Below are 21,325 nucleotides of genomic sequence, written 5' to 3'. Positions count from 1 at the left end.
AGAAATTATAGTATAACCTGCCTCGCGAAAAAAATAATCGTTTCCTATCGGTATCATCTCGGAATGAGAACAATCTTTGCGAGGACACCGGAGCGAGCGTTCTCCGTACGGCATCAACCGGCTCCGGAATCGAATGCCCTCCGGTAGCACTTCCTGCAGACGGGCTTGTAGTCTTCGTTCCCGCCGATCTGGATCTGGTCGCCTTCATTGACCGGCACGCCGTCCTTGTAGCGGATGACCATCGTCGCCTTGCGGTCGCAATGCCAGCAGATCGTCTTGACCTCTTCGATCTTGTCGGCGTAGACGAGCAAATAGTAGCTTCCTTCGAACAGCCGGTTCTGAAAATCGTTTTTGAGACCGAACGCCATCACCGGAACCTCCAGCTCGTCGACGATTTTCGTCAGCTGGATGACGTGGCGCTCCTTCAAAAATTGGGCTTCGTCGACGAGAACGCAGTAGATCCTCTCGCTTGCAAGCTGCTCTTTTACTTTCTCGTATAAGTCGGTTCCCTCGTCGACCGGCAGCGCCGGCCGCGTCATGCCGGTTCGCGAGCCGATCCGTTCGCTTCCGCTTCGGGTGTCGATCGCGGGAGCGAAGATGACGACGGGCTTGCCCTGCTCCTCGTAATTATGAGCCACTTTGATGATCTCGAAGGACTTGCCGCTGTTCATCGTTCCGTACTTGTAATACAGTTGGGCCAAAGCGGCAACCTCCTTTCTCCAGACAGCCAAATTCTATTATACCGAAATTCCGACAATCTCCAACAGGCGTCCGCGAGTGCCGCCCGTAACCGCCGAGATTGCGAGATAAATGCGCCAAAAAACCCCGCGCGGCCGGAGCTGCGGCGGGGTCTGGAAAGAAGGCGTTCGGTTAATTGGTGAGCCACTTGCGGAACAGCCGCTTGGTGGTATCCCGGTTGATCGCCGCGATCGACGTCGTGAGCGGAATGCCCTTCGGGCAGGAGCGCACGCAGTTCTGCGAGTTGCCGCAGCCTTCGATGCCGCCGTCCTCCATGAGGGCGTCCAGGCGCTCGTCGGCGTTCATCTCGCCCGTCGGATGGGCGTTGAACAGACGCACTTGCGAGATCGGCGCCGGTCCGATGAAGCTGGAGCGGTCGTTCACGTTCGGGCAAGCTTCCAGGCAGACGCCGCATGTCATGCACTTGGACAGCTCGTAAGCCCATTGGCGCTTCGTCTCGGCCATCCGGGGGCCCGGGCCGAGATCGTAGGTGCCGTCGATCGGGATCCACGCCTTGACGCGCTTCAGCGCCTGGAACATGCGCTCGCGGTTGATGACGAGGTCGCGGACGACCGGGAACGTCGACATCGGCGCGATGCGGATCGGCTGCTCCAGCTTGTCGATCAGCGCGGAGCATGCTTGCCGCGGCTTGCCGTTGATGACCATCGAACAGGCGCCGCATACTTCCTCGAGACAGTTGGATTCCCAGACGACCGGCGTCGTCTTCGTGCCGTCGGCTTTGACCGGATTGCGCTGAATCTCCATCAGCGCGCTGATCACGTTCATGTTCGAGCGGTACGGAATGTCGAATTCCTCCGTATAGGGAGCCGCGTCCGGTTTGTCCTGGCGCGTGATGATGAATCTGACGGTGCGTTGGGCGGTAGCCGTCTCAGCCATCGCTTACCCCTCCTTAGTGCTTATTGGTAGTATAGTCGCGCTTCCGCGGCGTGATCAGGGAAATATCGACGTCTTCGTACGAAATTTGCGGGCCTTCCGGCGTCCATTTCGCCTTGGTCGTCTTGAGAAAATCTTCGTCGTTCCGCTCGGGAAATTCCGGCTTGTAGTGCGCGCCGCGGCTCTCGTCGCGAAGCAGCGCGCCGACCGTCATCGCTTCGGCCAGCTCCAGCATATTCCAAAGCTGCCGGGTGAACGCAACCCCGGCGTTGTTCCATTGGGCCGTATCGTTAATGTTGATCTTCTTGTAGCGCTGTTTGAGCTCCTTGATCTTGTCGATCGTCTGCTGCAGCTTGTCGTTGAAGCGGACGACGGTCATGTTGTTCGTCATCCATTCGCCAAGCTCCTTGTGCAGGAGATAAGCATTCTCCGTTCCGTCCATCTTGAGGATGGATTCGTACTTGTCCGCCTGCTTCTTCGTTTCGGCGTTGAACGGGCTGTCGGAGATGTCCTCCGCCGACTTCTTGAGACCCTTGATATATTCGATCGCCTTCGGTCCGGTAATCATGCCGCCGAAGATGGCGGACAACAGCGAGTTCGCGCCGAGACGGTTCGCGCCGTGATATTGGTAATCGCATTCGCCGCAAGCGAACAGGCCCGGAATGTTGGTCATCTGATTATAGTCGACCCAGAGTCCGCCCATCGAATAGTGGACCGCCGGGAAGATCTTCATCGGAATCTTCCGGGGATCGTCTCCCGTGAACTTCTCGTAGATCTCGATGATCCCGCCGAGCTTGACTTCCAGCTCCTTCGGGTCCTTATGGGAGAGGTCGAGATAAACCTTGTTCTCTCCGTCAATGCCGAGCTTCTGGTTGACGCAGACGTCGAAAATTTCGCGCGTCGCGATATCGCGGGGCACCAGGTTGCCGTAGGCCGGATACTTCTCTTCGAGGAAGTACCACGGCTTGCCGTCCTTGTACGTCCAGATCCGGCCGCCTTCGCCGCGCGCCGACTCGCTCATCAGGCGGTTCTTGTCGTCGCCGGGAATGGCCGTCGGATGAATCTGGATCATCTCGCCGTTCGCGTAGTAGACGCCTTGCTGATAAATCGCGCTCGCCGCCGTGCCGGTGTTGATGACCGAATTCGTCGTCTTGCCGAAAATGATGCCGGGGCCGCCGGACGCCATGATGACCGCGTCGCCGCGGAACGCCTTGACTTCCATGCTGCGCAGGCTCTGCGCCGTAATGCCGCGGCAGATCCCCTCGTCGTCGATGACGACCGACGTGAACTCCCAATGCTCGAACTTCTGCACCAGCCCGGCCGCTTCCCAGCGGCGCACTTGCTCGTCCAGCGCATACAGCAGCTGCTGGCCGGTCGTCGCGCCCGCGAACGCCGTGCGGTGGTATTGCGTGCCGCCGAACCGGCGGAAGTCGAGCAGGCCTTCCGGCGTGCGGCTGAACATAACGCCCATCCGGTCCATCAGGTGAATGATGCCCGGAGCCGCTTCGCACATCGCCTTGACCGGCGGTTGGTTCGCCAGGAAGTCGCCGCCGTATACCGTATCGTCAAAGTGCTCCCATGGGGAGTCCCCTTCGCCCTTCGTATTGACTGCTCCGTTGATGCCGCCTTGAGCGCATACGGAGTGGGACCGCTTGACCGGAACGACCGAGAAAAGATCGACCCGCATGCCGGCTTCCGCCGCCTTGACGGTCGCCATCAGGCCGGCCAAGCCGCCTCCGACGATTATAAGTTTTTGATTCGCCATTAGGTGTCCCTCCTCTTAACTCAATTGCCGCAGCGTACCGAGCGCTGCGGAAGCCGATGCGAAATCGTCGCCGCGGAACGCCGCCATCGACAGAATGAACAAAACGGCCATGATCACGAAAATGACCATGCATACGCGGGAAGATACGCGCTGCGCCCGCGGTCCGACCGTAATTCCCCAGCTGACCAGGAACGCCCACAAGCCGTTGGAGAAGTGGAAGGTCGCTGCCAGGACGCCGATCAAATACAGGACGAAAAAAGCCGGGTTGTTCATGATCTCGTGCATTTTCGCTCCGAACTCGTCGATCGTCAGTTGGCCGAGAGCCACCTGCACCCGGATCTGCCACAGGTGCCAGATCACGAAGATAAAGGTGATCACGCCCGAGATCCGCTGGAATGCGAACGCCCAGTTGCGGCCATAACTAAACCGGCTCGTGTTCAGATTCGACGTGAACGCCAAGTAGAGGCCATATACGCCGTGGTAAAGAATCGGAAGCCAGATCAGGATCAGCTCCAGGAAGAAAATAAGCGGCAGATCGTGCAGACCATGAACGCTCTTCTGGAATTTCTCCGGCCCCCCCTCGAACGCGGAGTAATTCGTCAGGGCGTGCTCAATGAAAAAAAGCCCCAACGGAATGACTCCGAGCAGCGAGTGAAGCTTGCGGGAGTAGTACGAATTTCCACTCATGTCGTTGTGCGTTCTCCTTTCGCATCCGTTCGATTATGGTTGGCGTTATTGGCAGCTCGCCGTGATAAGACAGCATTTTCCAAACGTCACCATTTCGTCACGCTTTCTAGGTTACTCTATTTTCGCTTATAATGGAACTGCTTATTTTTCATAAAAACATATAATGAAAATGCATATGCGAAAAGGGATGATTTCGATGCTTGAAGATATAAGGTTGTTGGCAACGGTTGTGGAGCATACGAGCCTGAACAAGGCGGCGGAACGGTTGAACGTTACCCAACCGGCGCTGTCGAGAAGAATCGCCCGGCTGGAGAGAGAGCTGGGCATCGACCTGTTCCGCCGCATCGGCAAGCGGCTGGAGCTGACGCCGGCGGGACAGCTCACGTACGAATTCGCGCTGGAGCTCCGAAGGTTTCACGGAGAATTCCTGCAGCGGTTGAACGCCTTCAAATCCGAAGAGGCTCCGGTCGCCACGATCGGCGCCAGTCTGACGACGCTGCAGACGACGCTCCCCGGCCTCATCACCGCGATGACCGAGAAGCATCCGAACCTGGAGATCAAGGCGATTACCGGCAAGTCCCACGAGATCGCCACGCTGGTGAAGGAACGGAAGGTCGACTTCGGCATCGTCGCCTCCTCGGTGGAGGACGAGTCGGTGACGAGCATCCCTCTGTTCGACGACATCCTGATGCTGGTGCTTCCGCGAACGCATTATATATTGGAGAGAACGCAGCTTTCGATGGCCGACCTGAACGACCTGCCGATGATCCTGTTCGCCCCCGGAACGTGGTACCGGACGATGACCGACGAACTGTTTCGGCAATATGGCTTGAAGCCCGACGTGCGGATGGAGATCGACTCGTTCGAAGCGATCGTGCGCCTCCTGTCCGCTTGCCGGGCCGGAACGCTGCTGCCCAAATCGTACCTGCGCCCGCAGCTTCTGGAAGACAACGAGCTTTACGTCGTCCGCATCAAGGAATTGGAGCTGGCCAAGCGCACGACTTCCCTCATTCACGGAAACCCCGAATGGCTGGCGGCTTCGACCCGCTACTTAATCGAGGAAACGATCGCCTTTTTCGCCCGAAGAGGCCGGGAGTCCGACGCTCCCGGGTCATGAGGGCCGGCGGCTTGGGTAATGTTACCGGTTCCGCGCGCGCCGGAGGCTATGTTATCCTCTCTAGTGAGCCGGAAACGACTGAGGAAGCGATTTCCATGGCTCTATTCTGCCAAAACCTTGTTCGCAAGGTGCGGGGGACTTGAACGTCCGCGCTCGCCGAAGCTCGCTTCGAGGCGCTTGGGGTGAACCGCGTCCGCACGGAACGCGCAGGGCCGACTCCTGGCTCGAACCCGACAACTAACCTCGCCGGCATGTTTCTAAAGGAGGAACATACGCAATCGATGGCTAACGATGCCCGGAAATCCAAGCTCGCTCTGAGAGCGATGTCGCTGGCGCTCGGCGGCGCGCTTCTGCTGCCCGCCGTATCCGCTTTCGCCGCCACGAGCTACACGGCGACGAACAACGACACCTTCTGGACGCTGTCCAAGAAATTCGGCGTTCCGATGCAAAAGTTGATGGACGCCAACCCCAAGGTCAATCCCCGAAACATCTACGCGGGACTCAAGCTGACGATTCCCGCCAAAGCGACCGCCGCCGCGGCCAAGCCCGCGGCGGCAGCCAAAGTCCAAACGTTGAAAGCCGAGGTCGCCTCCGCGCCGGCGGCGAAAACGGTGACGACGTCCGCCGGCCAAGCGCTGACGTTCTCCAAGGTGATCGACATGAAGGCTTCCGCCTACTCTTCCGCCGCCGATGAGAACGGGGGCTGGGGCGCCGTCGATTATTTCGGCAATCCGCTCAAGCTCGGAACGATCGCCGTCGACCCGAAGGTCATTCCGCTCGGATCGAAAGTGTTCATTGCCGGCTATAGCTTCGACGGTTTGCCGGAGGGGGGCATGGTCGCCAAGGCTACCGACAAAGGAAGCGCCATCGTCGGCAACCGCATCGACATTTTCATTCCCGGCACCCCGGCGAAAGTCTCGACATTCGGGTTCCAGAACGTCAAGCTCTACGTACTTAATTAAGCGGGACATGGAAGGCTCCGGCGCTTTTGCCGGAGCTTTTTTGCTGCTTTCGATGTCGGCAAGCCGGTTGATAAGCTCCTTCCTTCAGCTTCTCCGGGACTCGGACTGTCCCAGAAGCTCGGGGATGGTGACCGGCTCGTACCCGTTGCTGCGCAGCCACTTGATCAGCTTCGGCAGCGCCTCTACGGTCCCGTGCAAGTTCTGCCCCTTTCCTCCGCCCGCGTGGAGCAGGATGATCGAGCCGGGCTTGACCGACTTGGTCACGTTGTTCAGCACCGTCTGCGCCTTCAACTGCCGCCAATCCAGCGAGTCGACGTCCCAATTGACGACCGTATACCCGTTCGCCCGAGCCCACGCCATCTGCCTGGAAGTGATCTCGCCGTACGGAGGACGAATGAAGCGGGGGGCGAATCCGACCGTGTCCCGGACGGCGGCTTCGGTACGGGCGATCTGATCTTTCATATCCGACAGCTTCAAACGCGAAAATGCCGGATGGTTGTACGAATGGTTGCCGATCGCATGGCCGTCCCGGTGCATTCTTCGCACGATGGCGGGATTGCCCCGGACGCGGCTTCCGACGACGAAAAAAGTCGCATGAACGCGATACTGCTTCAGAACGTTCAAAACCTGATACGTATAGCGGGCGTCGGGCACGTCGTCGAATGTGAGCGCCACCTTGCGCGTCTCCCGGGGCGCCGACAGGACGAACGCCCCCTGAAACCGCCGCTGCATCTGGCCCCAATCGCCGCCCGATGCGCGCTTCCGCCCGCGATCCGCCACAGTCCGGACCGCTTCCTGGTCTTCCGGCGCCGCGACCTCCGCGTCCGCCGAGCCCGATAGCGCGGCCCTCATCGCTCCGACATCCGACACGCTTCCCGCAAACAACAAAAAGACGGCGCAGCCCCAAACGACGCACCGCCTCCCCAAAGGCCATCTCATTCGTTTTCCCAACTCCCTATCGGATACCGGCGCTCCCATTAGCGTGGGCGGAAGGGAATCATCTCATTCAGGAAAATTCGTTTTTTGTTCCGTTTGCTCCAAACCGAGCTTCCGCACCCAGGGCGCGGTCGTGCCGGCCTGAACGACGATCGTGAACACGATCGCCATGAAAACGACCGCGGACAGCTGGTCCGCCCCTTCGATGCCCCGAGCGACGATCATGCCGGACAGCGCCGCCGGAATGACGCCGGTCTCGCGCACCCAGAACATGAACAGCAGCTCCTGCCGCGACCACTTCGCCTTCCGGTCGGGAAGCGCCGACGCGAGCACCGCAAGCGGCCGGGCGACGAAGACGAGCGCGAGGGCCACCGCCAGCGACGGCCACAGATAATGGCCGAGAAGCTTAAGATTCACTTGGCTTCCGAGCAGCACGAAGATCAGCATTCGCAGCATCACGGTGGCATTGTCCGCCACATGCCCCATCTCCGCCTCTTTCTCCGGCATCGGAAGGCGGAACAGGGACGAGTTGCCCCAGACGATTCCTGCGGCGAAAGCGGCCATCAGCCCGCTGACGCCGATCAGGTCGCCGACCAGATACGCGCCGATGCCGACGACGATCATAGCGAGCGCCGTATACTCGCGGAGCACGCCCCAACGGTCGTGAGCGACGAGCCAAAGCGCGACGAGCGCGAAGACGATGCCGACGGCCAGCCCGCCGAACGCGTTCACGAGGAAGTCGCCCGCGAGCGAACCGATGTTCAGCTTGCTCCCGCTCCCGCCCGTAATGACGCCAAGCAGCGCGAACGTGACGATCGAACCGGTCGCGTCGTTGAACGCCGACTCGCTCTCCACCGTCTCGCGGAGCCTCCGCTTCACGCTGACCTGCCGGAATACCGGGATGATGGTGGCGGGATCCGTCGAGGAGATGACCGCCCCAATCAGCAGGCAGGTCGTCCAATCCAGGCCAAAGACCAAATGGATGACGAAGCCGGTCGCCCCCATCGTCACCAGCACGCCGACGATGCTCAGCAGCGTCACCGTGATCGCCACTTCCTTCAAGCCGCTTAATCGGATGCCGCGGCCGCCGTCGAACAGAATAAGCGCAGAGCCGACGGCCAGAATGAGCTGGCTGACGAGCGAGCTGCTGCTCTCGCTGATCCAATGCAGCCCGCTGCCCAGCAGCACGCCCGCCGCGATGAACAGCACGACGTCCGGCACGCGAAGCCAAGCCGCAAGGCGTCCGGATATCATGCCCGCTCCGAAGACGAGCAGAAGCAGGATCAGCAGATGATGAACGGTTTGCATAACATTGTCTTCCATGGATTCAGCTCCAGTGAGCAGGCTACTCGGTAATACCGGCCTAGCGCCGGATCGAATTCTGGAATTGCTCGATCTGCTCGTTCGTCCCGATGACGACCATGACGTCCTTCTCGGTCAGCACATCGTCTGCGTTCGGAGCGATGATCATGCCCTTCGGTTTGTTGATGGCCACCACGCTGCAGCCGTAGCGGCCGCGCGGGTTGACGTTCGCCAGCGATTTGCCCGTCAGGCAGGACGGCACCTCCATCTCCGCGATCGTATACTTCTTGGAGATCTCGATATAATCGAGCAAGTTCGGCGAGACGAGCTGATGCGCAAGCCGGACCCCCATGTCGCGTTCCGGATAGATGACCCGGTCGACGCCGAGCCGCTCCAGCACTCTTCCGTGCAGCTCCGATACCGCTTTGGCGACGACTTTCTTGACGCCCAGCTCCTTCAGCAGAATGGCCGCCAGAATGCTGGCTTGGATGTCGTCTCCGATCGCCACGATGCCGCAGTCGAAATTGCGCGCTCCGACCGAGCGGAGCACTTCCTCCTCCGTAGCGTCCGCAACGACCGTATGCGTCAGGACGGAACTAAGCTCCTGAACCTTCTCCTCGTCCCGGTCGACGCCGAGCACCTCGTTGCCCAGCAGCACCAGCTCGCGTCCGATGCTGGAACCGAACCGGCCCAGCCCGACAATGACAAATTGGGTCATCTTCATGTCTCTTCTTCGTCTCCTACCCGATGATGATTTTGCCTTCGGCGTGGCGATAAAGCTCCCGTCCCGACTTCGGCGTCAAAGCGTAGCCGAGCGTCAGCGGTCCCAACCTTCCGATAAACATCATCAAAATAATAATGATTTTGCCCGCCAGCGTCAGTTGTGTGGTCAGCCCCATCGTCAACCCGACCGTGCCGAAAGCGGAAGTGACTTCAAACAGGATTTGCAGGAAAAAATGGTCTTCCGTCGTCGACAGAACCATGGTGGCGATAAGAACCAACGTAAGCGAGAGAAGGGTAACGGCCAGCGCCTTGTACACCCGCTCCTGCGCCAGACGATGCTTGAACATGACGACGTCTTCCTTCCCGCGGATCATGGCCCAGACGGCCCCGAGCAGCGTGGCGAACGTCGTCGTCTTGATCCCGCCCCCCGTCGAGCCCGGCGACGCGCCGATGAACATCAGCACGATCATAAAAAACTGGGTCGCTTGGCGCAGGCCGGCCAGATCGATCGTATTGACTCCGGCGGTCCGGGGGGATACCGACTGCATGAACGCGGACAGAATCTTGCCGCCCAGGCTCAAATGCTTCATGGTGGCCGGGTTGCTGTATTCGAACGCGAAAATGACGACCGCGCCGACCAGGATCAACGTTCCCGTCATGGTTAGCACGACTTTGGAGTGCAGCGACAGGCGGCGGCTGTGCCGGATATCGGTCAGGTCGGAAAGAACGACGAATCCGAGGCCGCCGGAAATGATCAACAGCATCGTCACGATGTTGACGAGCGGGTCGCTTGCGTAATCGGTCAGGCTGCGGAATTGTCCCATGATGTCGAAGCCGGCATTGTTGAAGAACGAGACCGCATGAAATACGCCGTAGTAAGCAGCTTTGCCGAGCGGCATCTGGAACAAGAACCGGGAGGTGAACAGAATCGCTCCGGCCGCCTCGATCGCCAGCGCGTAATAAACGACGCGGCGGACGAGACGAATGATGCCTTCGATGCTGGACTGATTCAGCGCTTCCTGCAAAATGAGCCGTTCTCTGAGCGAAATTTTGCGTTTCAGGAAGAAGGCGAACAGCGTCGCCATCGTCATGAAGCCGAGACCGCCGATTTGAATGAGCAGCAAGATGACGATCTGTCCGAAAACGGAATAATGAGTGCCCGTATCAACCGTCACCAAGCCCGTCACGCAGGTCGCCGACGTGGCGGTGAACAAGGCATCGATCCAGCCGGTCGTCTCCCCCGGCGCGGCGGCGGCGGGAAGTGAGAGCAGCACCGCTCCGATCAAAATAATGGCGGCAAACCCCAGAACCAGCGTTCTGGGCGGCGATTGGTACAGCCACCTTATGCCTTTGGCGAACATGCGCCCACCTCGCTATCCAATGATGATTTTTCCTTCGGCGTAGCGGTACAGCGGACGTCCCGGCTTCGGCCCGATGGCGTAAAACAGCGTGAGCGGCCCGACGCGGCCGAAAAACATCATAGCCATGATCAGAATTCTGCCGGGCCCGGACAAGTCCTGGGTCAGCCCCAGCGAAAGGCCCGATGTGGTAAAGGCGGAAGTGACCTCGAACAGCACTTCCATAAACGTATGATTCTCCGTAATGGACAAAACCATCGTTACGACGATCACGAGAGCCAGCGAAAATAAGGTGACCGTAATCGCCTTGTAGACCCGGTCCCGCTCCAGCCTGCTTCGGAAGATGACGATATCCGAACGGCCGCGAACGACAGCCAAGACCGCCAGCGTCAGAACGGCGAACGTCGTCGTCTTGATCCCGCCCCCGGTCGAACCAGGGGACGCGCCGATGAACATGAGCCAGATCAGCAAAAACTGCGTCGCTTGCCGAAACGAAGAAAGGTCAAGCGTGCTGACCCCGGCGGAACGCGGAGAAACGGAATGAAGCAGCGCGGCGAGCGCTTGGCTCCCCGGCCCAAGCGGTCCTAGCGTCTTCTCGTTCGTATACTCGAAAAGAAGAATCAAGATCGCTCCGCCGACGGTTAGCAGCAGCGTCATCGACAAAGCCACCTTCGAGTGCAGCGACAGCCGGCGCCGTATCGGATAGTCGACGAGATCCGCCAACACGACGAAGCCCAGGCTGCCCAGGATGATCAATACGATCGACAGCAGATTGACGAACGGATCGGTGACGTAGGCGGACAGGCTTCGAAACTCCCCGAACAAGTCGAAGCCGGCGTTGTTGAACACCGACACGCCGTGGAATAAGCCGTACAGCAGCGCTTTGCCGGGATTCATATCCTCCATGAACCGCAGCGCGAAGAGCAGCGAACCGGCCGCTTCGATCGTCAAGGCGTACAGAATGACCTTGCGGACAAGCCGGACGATGCCTTCCAGGTTGCCCTGGTTCAGCGACTCCTGCAGAATCAGCCGTTCGCGCAGCGACACTTTTCTTCTCAGGAAAAACGCGAACACCGTGCCGACGGTCATAAACCCGAGACCTCCGACTTGCACGAGGGCGAGAATGACTCCTTGACCGAACGGAGTAAAGGCCGTTCCCGTGTCCACGACGACGAGCCCGGTGACGCAGGTGGCCGAAGCGGCGGTGAACGCCGCGTTCAGCCAGCTCAAGTCGATCCCCGAACGAACGGCGACGGGAAGCTTGAGCAGGACCGTGCCGACCGCAATGATCAGGGCGAATCCGATCGCCAGCGACCGCGGCGGCGAGGCGCCGATCCATGCCTTCCATTTGCCAAACAAGCGGATGCCTCCAATTTTGGGAAAGATACTGCAGGAAAGGAGCAAAACAAAAAGCACTGGAGCTCCAGTGCTTATCGCGCACGAGTCCTGTTCCTTGACAGCCTACGAGGTTAGCTGACGGGTTCGGGCCTGAACAGGCAGCCCTATCCGGCGCGTACATGGCACCGGAATTCACCCCGGGATCGAATGCGATAAGCGCGCACGATCAAATGGTTCCCCCGTTTTCTTGCAGAAATTCGGCTGGAGAGTATGATGAATGGTAGACGCTCAACCATTTACCATCGCATTATAGTCCCTACGAAGTCGCGGCAACAAGCGGGAAATAGGTTCATTAATAACCGTCCGCAGCGTATACAAGGATAATGGGGGCAAAAAACGGGATCGAGAGGCTTTTCTTCCCCGTTCTCTCGTCCTTTCTGCCTTTTTTAAGGCTTGGACGAGCAAATGGGAGTCCCGCGGGAGCAGTATGGCGATGAATGCGTTTTCCTTATATGATGCGGATCGAACGGAGGAATCGAGGTTGTTTACTTTGCGTTGGTTCATGATTGCGTGCGTCGGATTTCTGGCCTTTCTGACCATTCAGGTATTTCCCAGCCTCGAATCCTTCGCCACATCGCCGCAGCACCGGGTCATGGACCGGGAGAAGGCGAAGGAGCTGGCGCTGCAGTCGGCGGCGAATCGTTGGAAAATTCTGAGAAGCGACGTGAATCGAATCCAGCTGACCCACGTAAGCGACAGTTCGGCGGTCGGGTACCTGGAGAAGACGAAGCTGACGGAGGATTACGATAAGGCTTGGGACGACCTGCTTCCGACCGACGTTTACCGGGCCGATCTATGGCTGAACGACGGCAGCCTCCTACAGCTGTCGCTGCAGATGGAGTCCGGAAAAACGGTCGCTTGGCGTTGGCTCGAGGACGGATCGGGAGGCCGGCGAACGGGCCGGATGACCGCGGAGGACACGATTAAAAGCGGGGGATTCGATCCGGCCCGTTGGACGCCGACGGGCGCGCAGGCGGAAGACGGCGCGATGGTATACCGGACGGACAAGACCGTCGGGGAAGCGACGCCGGAGCTGCTCGTCAAGCCCGGCGCGGAGCTGCTGTACCGGCTCTCGCTGCCCGAATCGTTCACCGCCTACCTGGCCGATCAAAAGAGTCTCGCTTCGCGCATGTCCGCGATCGGCTTCCTTCTCCCCCAGATCGTGCTGTTCGTGCTGGCGGTCGCATACGCCATCGCTTGCCGGAAGTGGACGTCGTTCAAACGCGGCCGGACCATCGCCGTTATTTACTTTTTGCTGTACTTCGCGTTCACGCTGAACATGACGGCCGGCTTCCGCTCGCAGTCCGGCAAGGGGCTTCCGGTCGACGACGCGACCGTCTACGCCCTGCTGATCGCGAACGGCTTCATTCTCGCGGGGACGGCGCTCGTCACTTACTTTGCGGCCGTCGCGGGAAGCGGCCTGTGGAAGCGCATGGGGCGCTCGCTATGGGCCCGCTGGGCGGAAGCCGACTACGGACGCACGATCATGAGGGGCGTGCGCCAAGGGTATGCGCTCGCGTTCATTCTGCTGGGGGCGCAATCCGTCATTCTGGTCGGTCTGGACAGGCTCGCCGGCACCTTCTCGGCTTCCGACGCGTCCCAGTCGCCGTATAACCTGACGTTCTCCTGGCTGATGCCGATGATCGCCTGGTGCGCGGCGCTCTCCGAAGAAACGCTGTACCGGCTGTTCGGCATCGGACTCCTGCGCGGCTGGCTGCTCTCCGGCGCCCGGCTAGTTCTGCGGAGGGAGCCTTCTCCGAGGGCGGCGTCGCTGCTCACGCTGGCGGCGATGGTGCCGCCTTCGGTTACCTGGGCGTTCGGCCATGTCGGCTATCCGATCTATCCGGTTTATTCCCGCTTGATCGAACTAACGATCCTCGGCGTGCTCCTCGGCTGGTTCATGCTGCGCTTCGGCCTGATCGCCGTGTTCTTCGCCCACGCGGCGCTGGACGCCACGCTGGTCGGCATGCAGCTGCTGTTCGACGGCCTGCCTTACGATTGGGTCAGCGGCCTGTTCAGCATCGCGCTGCCCGCCCTGGCCGGCGGCGCCATCAGTCTGGCGCATCGCTGGCGGCACCGGGGAGGAGACCCCGCCCTCACTCCTCGGCAGGCGTAGGCTCCTGCTCTTCGGCAGGAGCCGGGGTCTGATCTTCGTTCAGCGCGTCCAAAATGCGGCGCGCCAGCGCTTCGCCGATCGAGACGGCGCGGAAGTCTTCGACCGCCGCTTCGCGAATCGCCTTCAGCGAGCCGAAATGCTTCAGCAGCTGCTTACGGCGCTTCTCGCCGATGCCGGGGATCGCGTCCAGGCGGGAGGCGATCATCGACTTCGCGCGCTTCTCGCGGTGGAAAGTGATCGCGAAGCGGTGCACTTCGTCCTGGATGCGCTGCAGCAGGTAGAACTCCTGGCTGTCCCGGGGCAGCGGCACCTCCTCGGGAGGATCGCCGACGAGCAGCTGGGCGGTCCGGTGCTTTGCGTCCTTGGCCAAGCCGCACACCGGCACGTCGAGCCCGAGCTCGTTCGCCAGCACGTCGATCGCCGAAGCGATCTGCCCTTTCCCGCCGTCCACGACGATCAGGTCGGGCAACGGCAGCCCTTCCTTCAGCACCCGCTCGTAGCGCCGGCGGATCACCTCGCGCATCGTCTCGTAATCGTCCGGCCCTTCGACGGTTCGGACGTTGTATTTGCGATATTCCTTCTTGTCGGGTTTGCCGTCGGTGAACACGACCATCGCCGATACCGGGTTCGCCCCCTGCATGTTCGAGTTGTCGAACGCCTCGATGCGGCTCGCGGACGGAATGCCGATCCATTCGGCAAGTCCCTGGGCGGCCTTGACGCTCCGGTCCTGATCGCGCTCGATCAGCCGGAACTTCTCCTCCAGCGCCCGAACGGCGTTGTCGCACGCCATCGAGACGAGCTGTCGCTTCCGGCCGCGCTGCGGCACCATGACCTTCAGATGCAGCCAGCGCCGGAGCGACTCCGCGAAGTCGACCGCTTCGCCGGACTCGGCCGCATCGTCCTTCTCATCCGCGGCTTCTCCCTCCAGGTCGGCCAGCCCGGCTTCATCGGCGAGCCCGGCCGCGCCCGAATTGCTTGCAGCCGCTTCCGCGCCCGCCGCCGCTGCGGCGGCTTCCCGGGCCAGCGCCTCTTCCGCCGGCGCGTTCGGCAGCAGGATCTCCCGCGGGAGCGCCGGATTGTCGCTGTAATACTGCGTCACGAACGTCAGAAAATCCTCGAATGCCTCGCCGTAGAACGGAAAGACCGACACGTGGCGCTGGTTCATTTTCCCCTGGCGCATGTATAGAATCTGCACGCACATCCAGCCCTTGTCGACGGCGTAGCCGAACACGTCGCGGTCCATCGCGTCGGCCAGCGTAATCGTCTGCTTCTCGATGACCGCCTCGATCGCCTGGATCTGGTCGCGGTATTCGCGCGCCCGCTCGAACGCGAGCTCCTCCGCCGCCGCCTCCATCTTCCGCTGCAAGTCCCGCTTGATCTCATCGTGGCCGCCGTTCAGAAACTTCGTCATCTCCGCGACCATGCGCTCGTTCTCGCTCCGCTCCACCGGGTAGACGCATGGACCGAGGCATTGTCCGAGATGATAATACAGGCATACCTTATCCGGCAGCGTCCGGCACTTGCGCAGCGGATACAGCCGGTCGAGCAGCTTCTTCGTCTGCTGGGCGGCGAACGCGTTCGGATAGGGGCCGAAATACTTGGCCTTGTCCTTGACGACGCGCCTCGTCACTTCCAGCCGGGGATGCTCCTCGTTCGTGATCTTGAGGTACGGGAACGTCTTGTCGTCCTTGAGCAGCACGTTATAGCGGGGGTGATGCTGCTTGATCAGGTTGCACTCGAGGATGAGCGCCTCCATGTTGCTGGCCGTGACGATATATTCGAAATCGCGGATTTCCGCGACGAGCCTCTGGGTTTTGCCGTTGTGACTCCCGTTGAAATACGAGCGGACCCGGTTCTTGAGCACTTTCGCCTTGCCGACGTAAATGATCGTGCCTTCCCCGTTTTTCATTAAGTAACAGCCCGGCTTGTCGGGCAAAAGCGCCAGCTTGTTGCGTATGTTCTCGGACGCTTGGGTGGCATGAAGAGAAGTATGATGAACAGGCTTCGACGCATCCATGGCGGACGCCTCCTTAAATGAACGAATGGCCGGCGGCGATGCCGCACTCTCTCCATTGTATCACAGCCGCCACGAGAATGAACGTTCCCCTGCGGGCGAACGCACACCTTTGCGCGGACCGGTTCGCAAGCCGGTGCCGGAAATCTTTGTCCGCAAGATCTCTTTACAACGAAAAGAAAAGTTGGGTATACTGGAAATAACGATCTTTGTCAGGAGGTCCATCATGGAGAACGTCCAAGATCCACGCAAGCATATTAACGAAGAACCGCGAGACGACTTGAACGATTTGATGGTCGGCTTCGGCGGCATGTCCGCCTTCATGTTCATCGTCTTCCTCATCGCGGTCATCATTAAGTACGCCATCACCTGATCCGTTCCGCATATGAAGGAACATCCCGATTCCGCTCCGGCGGCATCGGGATGTTTTTTTGCCTATCGTTCACGCTTTTAACATTGGTCAGCACCAGTCCGCGCAGCTGTCGGCCAGTTCCTGCAGCTCGCGGAACAGCACGCCGGCATGATAGCCGTCGCAAACGGCGTGATGCAGCTGCACCGACAAAGGCAGCAGAACGCGGCCGCCCTCCTCCGTGAATTTGCCCATCGTGAAGATCGGCAGCAGGAACTTCCCTTCATCGTAGATGTTCAGGTTGAAGCCCGTAAAGCCGACCCACGGGATCGAAGAGACGGGGAACGCGTTCGGCGGCTCGCCCCGCTTGGCGGCTAACTCCTTGCGGTCCCCGTATGCCTCCATGTCTTCGGAGTATCGGCGGCAGAACGTCCCGAAATCTTCGCTGTACGGAACCCACAGAGAGGAGAACGTTCGATCGTCCTCGTGGAAAATCGTAAAGCTGGGAGACAGGCTGTCCCAACGGCCCAGCCGGCCTTCCGAATCGAAGCAGACGCGAAATTCCTCGTGGCGGTTGACCGCCGTCGCGATCATGTGGATGAACGCCGGGTACGGCTTGATTCCTTTGCTTTTCAAATGCGCGCGCAGCCGGGTGATATCCAGCGGCGCCGTCATGCTGTACGTGCAGCGCACGCGGTGAAGGTAATGCTCGAAGTAAGGTTTGCGGCTCCAGGTATCCAGCTCGATCGGGCGAAATATCATTTTTGGGATCAGCCTCCTAAAATATAATAGCTATTCTAGGAGGCCTCATCGACCGCTTTGACCATGTCCAATTCCTCTTTCGTAGTGTTGACCGCTTCTCTTTTTTCGGCCCCTACCGCTATGGTTCAACCGCCGCGCTGATTGCGCCCGCGCACGTGCACGACGTCGACGAACGGCCGGATCCGGTCCATCAGCCGCTGGCCCTTGTGCATCTCTTCGCCTTCCTTATGCGTGAAGCTGAAATGCTTCTCCAGCGATTCCAGGTCGTGATTGGACGTGTAGAACGTCGGCTTGCGGTTCATCCGGTAGTTCAGAATCGCCCCCAGCACGTGGTCGCGCACCCACGGGCTCAAATTTTCCGCGCCGATGTCGTCGAAAACGAGCAGATCGCACTCTTTCATGAGCGCGAGCGTCTCCTTCAGCTTCTGCGGCTCCATCATGAGCGCCTTCGCGTCCTCGACGAACTCCGGCATGTAGACGATAACTCCTGAGAATCCTTCCCTGGCCAGCTTGCTGAGCAGGTAACCGGCCAGATACGTCTTGCCCGTGCCGAAGCTGCCCATCAGGTACAGCCCCTTCTTCGGCAAGCCCTGGTTCCGGGCTTCCTCGATAAACGCCAACAGCCGGTGAACCGCCTGCCTCCGCTCGGCGTCCAGGTCGAACATCTGCTCCTCGTCGTACTCTTCTCCCGAGATATCCACTTGCGCGTAATAGCTCGTAATCCGGCGCCGGATCCGCTCCCGCTGCTCGTAAGCGAGCCACTTCGAACAAGGCGTTTTCTCGTCGAAAAGCTGCCATTGCCCGTTCAACTCTTCGCAGGTAATCCGCGTCGAATGGCCCTGCATGTCGTTCGGACAACGTTCCAGCCCCGGACATTCGCGGCAGTTCCGGTATTCGACCGACATCTGGTACAGCTTGTTCAGGTTGATCCGCAGCGTCCGGTCGTCCAACCCGGGATACCTCTCCCGCAGCTTCTTCACTAGCGGATCGGCCATCACCCGGTCCGCCAGCTCGCGGACGTCCTTCATGCCGGCCGTCCGCTGCCAGCCGCGCAGCGCCTCTCCCAACGATTCCATCCTCATCCCCTCCTCTCTCCGAATCGGCGTTCAGTTCAGCTCTTGCCGGGATTTTTGAGCTTGCGCGCAAGCTCCCTCATCTTCTCCAGCTCTTCCGCCGGTATCTCCGTCTCTGCTCCCCGGTCTTCCACGACCGGCATCGCCGGCTTCCGCCTGGCGCCGGAGCCCGCGCTTCCGCGGCTTCGCCCGCTTCCCGCCGCCTGGCCTCTCGCCGCGTCGTCCTCGCCCCTTCTTCGCCGCTCCAGCGTCTCGTTCAGCTTCACTTGCGAGCGAACGTACGCGACCGCCTTCTCGAACGTGTCGATCCCTTTGGCCAGCATGTTCGAGGCGACCGAATCGATAAACTTGACCGTCAGCCGCTGGGTATGGTCCATGCCGAGTATGTAATGAATAAGCACATTGATGACCGGTTCGGGCAGCTTGTAGTTCAAGTCGATCCGCTCGAAGGCGCGAACGTAAGCGTCGGGCACCGTCCCGGGGAAAAAACGCTCCAGCAGCCGCGTGTACGGCTCGCGACGCAGCATGGCGTTGTACGTGTCGACCGAGACGCGGAGCCGGAACCGCTCCGGAATGTCGAGCGGCTGTACCGTGGACGGCATCGCCGTCTCATAGGCGTCCTCCTCCGGCGTCCCTTCCGCTTCGGCCGCGTCGCTTCGCGACAGCCGCCGCTCCCGCTCCTCCCCGCGCTTGCGGCCTTGCCGGTACACGAGGTTGGCGCGGTGCTGAAGCTCGTCCCAGCGCAGCGTCCCGTCGCCGGCGAACAGCCCGTCTTCGTCGAGCAGGCGGCACACGTCCGGTACGTCCAGATCGAATTTGTACGCGAGAAAATTCAATTGCGCCATCGTCTCCGGCTGACGATGAAGCCGCTCTACGTGTCCCCGGTTCGCCGAGCCGCGCGGGAACCGCAGCAGCATCTCGCTGTGGCGGATGCGCTCCGGCGGACTCGGGGCGCCGTTCTTCTCTCGCGCCGGCGCGATCTCGGTCAGTGCCGTCTCCAGCTCCGGATCGACCGGAGCCGCGCTCAGCGAGAACAGCTCGTAGAACGGCATCGTCACATCCTCGCGGTTCATAAACCGGGCAAGCCCGACGGGCGGAGCGGGAACGAGCTCATCTTTCAGCTCCAGCAGCGCAACTTTGCCAAGCTTATCTCTCAATAGCAGCGTCAGGTGCATGTTCGAAAAAAACTCTCCCGGCGCAAGAGGCCGAAGCAGCGCGTATTCGTACAGCGTCTCCTCGGTGGCAGGGTCGTACTGCCGGAACACCTGGGCGAGCCCGACCGCTTCCAGCCGCGAGGCCTGCTCGATCAGCGCCTGGCGCCCGGCCGCGTTCGGCTCCAGATCGAGCCCGAGAAACAGCCTTCGCTGCGGCTCGGGGACGGAGTAACCGGTTCTATCGTCTTCCAGATGGTGATAGAGCAGCAGATAGAGGCCGACCGCGAACGCTCCGATCATCGGCTGATAGAGACGGGTGAGCAGCTTCCGCTCAAGCCCGCTCAGCGCGAAATCCCGGTAAGCGACGTAACGGTGATTTTCGGTAAATTCCAGTCGGTTCGACACTCGCATAGCGGATTCGACACTCTTTTCCTAGATTGGTCCCTCTATTGTAGCATAAAGAGAGTCCGATCTGGACAGGAAAAGAACCCCCGCCGGGCGGCTCGGCGGGCAGCGCTTGGATTCGGGAGCGGATTGGCTTATGCTTGAAGGGACCATGTTGCGAAGGAGGAATGACCGGCGATGGCTTTTGTGCCTACATCTTACACCGGAACCCCCGAAGAAAATGAGCGGCTGCTGTTCGCCCAATTGCGCGGGCTGGCCGAGAACGAGACGAACCGGGTCGCCAACCTGGCCAACGCGGCGGCGCTGCTGAACGGGTTTTTGCCGGACATCAACTGGGTCGGGTTTTATTTGCTCGAAAACGGAGAGCTCGTGCTGGGCCCGTTCCAGGGGCAGCCCGCTTGCGTGCGGATACCGCTCGGACGGGGCGTATGCGGTACGGCGGCCGCGCGTCTGGAGACGCTGATAGTGGAGGACGTGCATCGTTTTCCCGGACACATCGCCTGCGATCCGGCATCCCGCGCGGAGATCGTCGTTCCGCTCTACGCGCAGGGCCGGCTGATCGGGGTGCTGGACGTCGACAGCCCGCGCCAGGGGCGTTTTTCCGAGGAGGATAAGCAGCTGCTCGAGGAGTTCAACCGGCGGCTGTCGGTCTACCTGTAGCCGTCCGGATGCGGTCGGGGATCCGTATCGCGATCCGATTCGCCCGCTAGCCCGATCCTGCTCCGGTCGTTCCGCCGCTTCGGCTCTCCCTGCCTCTCGTCCAGAGCCTCGATCCAGCCGCGGATCAGCTTCCCGACCGTTGCCGCCGAATGGACCGGCAGCGTATGGCGAACGCCCGGAATCCAGGCCGCCGAGACGTTCGTCAATCCCTGCCGCAAATCCCGGGCCGCCGGGAGGAACACCCGGTCCTTCTCTCCGTACAGCAGCAGGACCGGCTGCTTGATGAACCACAGCCGATCCGACGCGGAATATTGAAGGCAGGCCGACAAGTATTCGCGCCATTTGGCCGGATCGCCCGCGGCCCCTTCGGCCCGCAGATTCCGGAACGTCTCCGGGCTGTCCGCATGCCGCCAGCTGTCCGTGAGCGAGATCAGCTCCTGCGCCCGAAGCGAGGCGGCCGCCATGCCCGCCTTCGCCATCAGCCGGATGCGGGAGCCGCCGGCCTGGGCTATGCCCGACAGCAGCGCGGCTCCCCGGAACCGATCCGGGTGAGCCAGCATCGCTTCGAGCGCCGGCAGCGAGCCCAGCGCATAAGAACACAAAAAAGCCGACGGGATGTCCAGCGCATCCATCGTCCGGCACAGATCTTCCGCCAGCATCGGAATCGTGATCGGATGAGCCGAGGAATCGCTCCGCCCGTGTCCTCTCAAGTCGAGCATCAGCGTTCGGTGGTCCCGAGCCAAATCGTTGCGCAAATACGTGAACACCCGGCTTCCCATGCACGGCGGGTGCAGGAAAACGACGGGCGTCCCTTCGCCTTGAACGTGATAATGCAGTCGGATGCCGCTTACGTGCAGCAAGGGCAAGGGAATCGCCTCCAGGCTCGCGAAGAATCGTTACCTGTCAGTTTTC

The 21,325-nt window shown here is 60.7% G+C and carries 19 protein-coding genes and 2 riboswitches; of the genes, 5 read left to right on the top strand and 14 right to left on the bottom strand.

All coding sequences use genetic code 11. The features are described from left to right. Positions 1-113 precede the first annotated feature (113 nt). The 4 genes from H7C18_RS16500 to H7C18_RS16485 all read right to left on the bottom strand — a co-directional run bounded on the left by H7C18_RS16500 (position 114) and on the right by H7C18_RS16485 (position 4,084). Positions 114-701, bottom strand: coding sequence for a thymidine kinase (locus tag H7C18_RS16500; protein WP_185130182.1), 588 nt, complete (start codon positions 699-701; stop codon positions 114-116). Positions 702-870: 169 nt separating this feature from the next. Next, positions 871-1,635 (bottom strand): succinate dehydrogenase iron-sulfur subunit, encoded by a 765-nt coding sequence (gene sdhB, locus H7C18_RS16495; RefSeq protein ID WP_185130181.1) that lies wholly within the window; start codon positions 1,633-1,635, stop codon positions 871-873. 13 nt (positions 1,636-1,648) lie between these two features. Then, complete coding sequence (gene sdhA / locus H7C18_RS16490) at positions 1,649-3,397, bottom strand: succinate dehydrogenase flavoprotein subunit (RefSeq protein WP_185130180.1); 1,749 nt, start codon at positions 3,395-3,397, stop codon at positions 1,649-1,651. Between the two features lie 15 nt (positions 3,398-3,412). Next, positions 3,413-4,084 carry a succinate dehydrogenase cytochrome b558 subunit gene (locus H7C18_RS16485; protein WP_185130179.1) on the bottom strand — a complete coding sequence of 224 codons (672 nt, stop codon included), beginning with the start codon at positions 4,082-4,084 and terminating at the stop codon, positions 3,413-3,415. A 163-nt stretch (positions 4,085-4,247) separates the two neighbouring features. Between H7C18_RS16485 and H7C18_RS16480 the strand changes: the two genes are divergently transcribed. After that, positions 4,248-5,201, top strand: coding sequence for a LysR family transcriptional regulator (locus tag H7C18_RS16480; protein WP_337913603.1), 954 nt, complete (start codon positions 4,248-4,250; stop codon positions 5,199-5,201). Between the two features lie 97 nt (positions 5,202-5,298). Next, positions 5,299-5,469, top strand: a riboswitch (cyclic di-AMP (ydaO/yuaA leader). A 13-nt stretch (positions 5,470-5,482) separates the two neighbouring features. After that, a complete protein-coding gene (locus H7C18_RS16475) occupies positions 5,483-6,163 on the top strand; it encodes a 3D domain-containing protein (RefSeq protein ID WP_185130177.1) in 681 nt (226 codons plus the stop codon). Positions 6,164-6,247: 84 nt separating this feature from the next. Here H7C18_RS16475 and H7C18_RS16470 read toward each other — a convergent pair whose 3' ends face one another. The 5 genes from H7C18_RS16470 to H7C18_RS16450 form a co-directional block, all read right to left on the bottom strand. Then, positions 6,248-7,102, bottom strand: coding sequence for a polysaccharide deacetylase family protein (locus H7C18_RS16470; protein WP_185130176.1), 855 nt, complete (start codon positions 7,100-7,102; stop codon positions 6,248-6,250). Positions 7,103-7,165: 63 nt separating this feature from the next. After that, positions 7,166-8,422, bottom strand: coding sequence for a cation:proton antiporter (locus H7C18_RS16465; RefSeq protein WP_185130175.1), 1,257 nt, complete (start codon positions 8,420-8,422; stop codon positions 7,166-7,168). Between the two features lie 40 nt (positions 8,423-8,462). Further along, positions 8,463-9,125, bottom strand: a complete 663-nt coding sequence (locus H7C18_RS16460) for a potassium channel family protein (RefSeq protein ID WP_185130174.1) — start codon at positions 9,123-9,125, stop codon at positions 8,463-8,465. A 16-nt stretch (positions 9,126-9,141) separates the two neighbouring features. Continuing rightward, a complete protein-coding gene (locus H7C18_RS16455; protein WP_185130173.1) occupies positions 9,142-10,485 on the bottom strand; it encodes a TrkH family potassium uptake protein in 1,344 nt (447 codons plus the stop codon). Between the two features lie 12 nt (positions 10,486-10,497). Next, positions 10,498-11,841, bottom strand: a complete 1,344-nt coding sequence (locus H7C18_RS16450; protein ID WP_185130172.1) for a TrkH family potassium uptake protein — start codon at positions 11,839-11,841, stop codon at positions 10,498-10,500. A gap of 84 nt (positions 11,842-11,925) precedes the next feature. Then, positions 11,926-12,093, bottom strand: a riboswitch (cyclic di-AMP (ydaO/yuaA leader). Between the two features lie 268 nt (positions 12,094-12,361). Between H7C18_RS16450 and H7C18_RS16445 the strand changes: the two genes are divergently transcribed. After that, on the top strand, positions 12,362-13,996 hold the full coding sequence (locus H7C18_RS16445) for a CPBP family intramembrane glutamic endopeptidase (protein WP_185130171.1): 1,635 nt from the start codon (positions 12,362-12,364) through the stop codon (positions 13,994-13,996). On the opposite strand, the gene uvrC is transcribed toward H7C18_RS16445, so the two are convergent. Then, entirely contained in the window at positions 13,977-16,013 is a 2,037-nt protein-coding gene (gene uvrC, locus H7C18_RS16440) for an excinuclease ABC subunit UvrC (protein WP_185130170.1), read from the bottom strand. The genes H7C18_RS16445 and uvrC overlap by 20 nt on opposite strands. Positions 16,014-16,236: 223 nt before the next feature. On the opposite strand from uvrC, the gene H7C18_RS16435 reads away from it, so the two are divergent. Further along, positions 16,237-16,383 carry a YqzM family protein gene (locus H7C18_RS16435; RefSeq protein WP_185130169.1) on the top strand — a complete coding sequence of 49 codons (147 nt, stop codon included), beginning with the start codon at positions 16,237-16,239 and terminating at the stop codon, positions 16,381-16,383. Positions 16,384-16,470: 87 nt separating this feature from the next. On the opposite strand, the gene catA is transcribed toward H7C18_RS16435, so the two are convergent. The 3 genes from catA to H7C18_RS16420 form a co-directional block, all read right to left on the bottom strand. Then, on the bottom strand, positions 16,471-17,121 hold the full coding sequence (gene catA, locus H7C18_RS16430) for a type A chloramphenicol O-acetyltransferase (protein WP_185130168.1): 651 nt from the start codon (positions 17,119-17,121) through the stop codon (positions 16,471-16,473). A gap of 125 nt (positions 17,122-17,246) precedes the next feature. Then, positions 17,247-18,197: an ATP-binding protein gene (locus tag H7C18_RS16425; protein ID WP_185130167.1), complete on the bottom strand. Its 951-nt coding sequence runs from the start codon at positions 18,195-18,197 to the stop codon at positions 17,247-17,249. A 35-nt stretch (positions 18,198-18,232) separates the two neighbouring features. Continuing rightward, the gene (locus H7C18_RS16420; protein ID WP_185130166.1) at positions 18,233-19,759 is read right to left on the bottom strand and encodes a DnaD domain protein; all 1,527 of its coding nucleotides are present in this window, start codon (positions 19,757-19,759) and stop codon (positions 18,233-18,235) included. 171 nt (positions 19,760-19,930) lie between these two features. Between H7C18_RS16420 and H7C18_RS16415 the strand changes: the two genes are divergently transcribed. Continuing rightward, the gene (locus H7C18_RS16415; protein ID WP_185130165.1) at positions 19,931-20,413 is read left to right on the top strand and encodes a GAF domain-containing protein; all 483 of its coding nucleotides are present in this window, start codon (positions 19,931-19,933) and stop codon (positions 20,411-20,413) included. On the opposite strand, the gene H7C18_RS16410 is transcribed toward H7C18_RS16415, so the two are convergent. Further along, positions 20,404-21,279, bottom strand: a complete 876-nt coding sequence (locus H7C18_RS16410) for an alpha/beta fold hydrolase (protein WP_185130164.1) — start codon at positions 21,277-21,279, stop codon at positions 20,404-20,406. The genes H7C18_RS16415 and H7C18_RS16410 overlap by 10 nt on opposite strands. Between the last annotated feature and the right edge of the window lie 46 nt (positions 21,280-21,325).

Source organism: Cohnella zeiphila, assembly GCF_014212055.1.
Taxonomy (GTDB): Bacteria; Bacillota; Bacilli; order Paenibacillales; family Paenibacillaceae; genus Cohnella; species Cohnella zeiphila.
The sequence above is the reverse complement of the archived record's forward strand: the minus strand, read 5'-3'. Positions and strand labels throughout refer to the sequence as shown.

What these genes read in the sequence shown, in the direction of transcription:
- sdhB (WP_185130181.1), bottom strand. Translation starts at nt 1,635, where the DNA reads ATGGCTGAGACGGCTACCGCCCAACGCACCGTCAGATTCATCATCACG.
- sdhA (WP_185130180.1), bottom strand. Translation starts at nt 3,397, where the DNA reads ATGGCGAATCAAAAACTTATAATCGTCGGAGGCGGCTTGGCCGGCCTG.
- H7C18_RS16485 (WP_185130179.1), bottom strand. Translation starts at nt 4,084, where the DNA reads ATGAGTGGAAATTCGTACTACTCCCGCAAGCTTCACTCGCTGCTCGGA.
- H7C18_RS16480 (WP_337913603.1), top strand. Translation starts at nt 4,248, where the DNA reads ATGAAAATGCATATGCGAAAAGGGATGATTTCGATGCTTGAAGATATA.
- H7C18_RS16475 (WP_185130177.1), top strand. Translation starts at nt 5,483, where the DNA reads ATGGCTAACGATGCCCGGAAATCCAAGCTCGCTCTGAGAGCGATGTCG.
- H7C18_RS16470 (WP_185130176.1), bottom strand. Translation starts at nt 7,102, where the DNA reads ATGAGATGGCCTTTGGGGAGGCGGTGCGTCGTTTGGGGCTGCGCCGTC.
- H7C18_RS16465 (WP_185130175.1), bottom strand. Translation starts at nt 8,422, where the DNA reads ATGGAAGACAATGTTATGCAAACCGTTCATCATCTGCTGATCCTGCTT.
- H7C18_RS16460 (WP_185130174.1), bottom strand. Translation starts at nt 9,125, where the DNA reads ATGAAGATGACCCAATTTGTCATTGTCGGGCTGGGCCGGTTCGGTTCC.
- H7C18_RS16455 (WP_185130173.1), bottom strand. Translation starts at nt 10,485, where the DNA reads ATGTTCGCCAAAGGCATAAGGTGGCTGTACCAATCGCCGCCCAGAACG.
- uvrC (WP_185130170.1), bottom strand. Translation starts at nt 16,013, where the DNA reads ATGGATGCGTCGAAGCCTGTTCATCATACTTCTCTTCATGCCACCCAA.
- H7C18_RS16435 (WP_185130169.1), top strand. Translation starts at nt 16,237, where the DNA reads ATGGAGAACGTCCAAGATCCACGCAAGCATATTAACGAAGAACCGCGA.
- catA (WP_185130168.1), bottom strand. Translation starts at nt 17,121, where the DNA reads ATGATATTTCGCCCGATCGAGCTGGATACCTGGAGCCGCAAACCTTAC.
- H7C18_RS16425 (WP_185130167.1), bottom strand. Translation starts at nt 18,197, where the DNA reads ATGGAATCGTTGGGAGAGGCGCTGCGCGGCTGGCAGCGGACGGCCGGC.
- H7C18_RS16420 (WP_185130166.1), bottom strand. Translation starts at nt 19,759, where the DNA reads ATGCGAGTGTCGAACCGACTGGAATTTACCGAAAATCACCGTTACGTC.
- H7C18_RS16415 (WP_185130165.1), top strand. Translation starts at nt 19,931, where the DNA reads ATGGCTTTTGTGCCTACATCTTACACCGGAACCCCCGAAGAAAATGAG.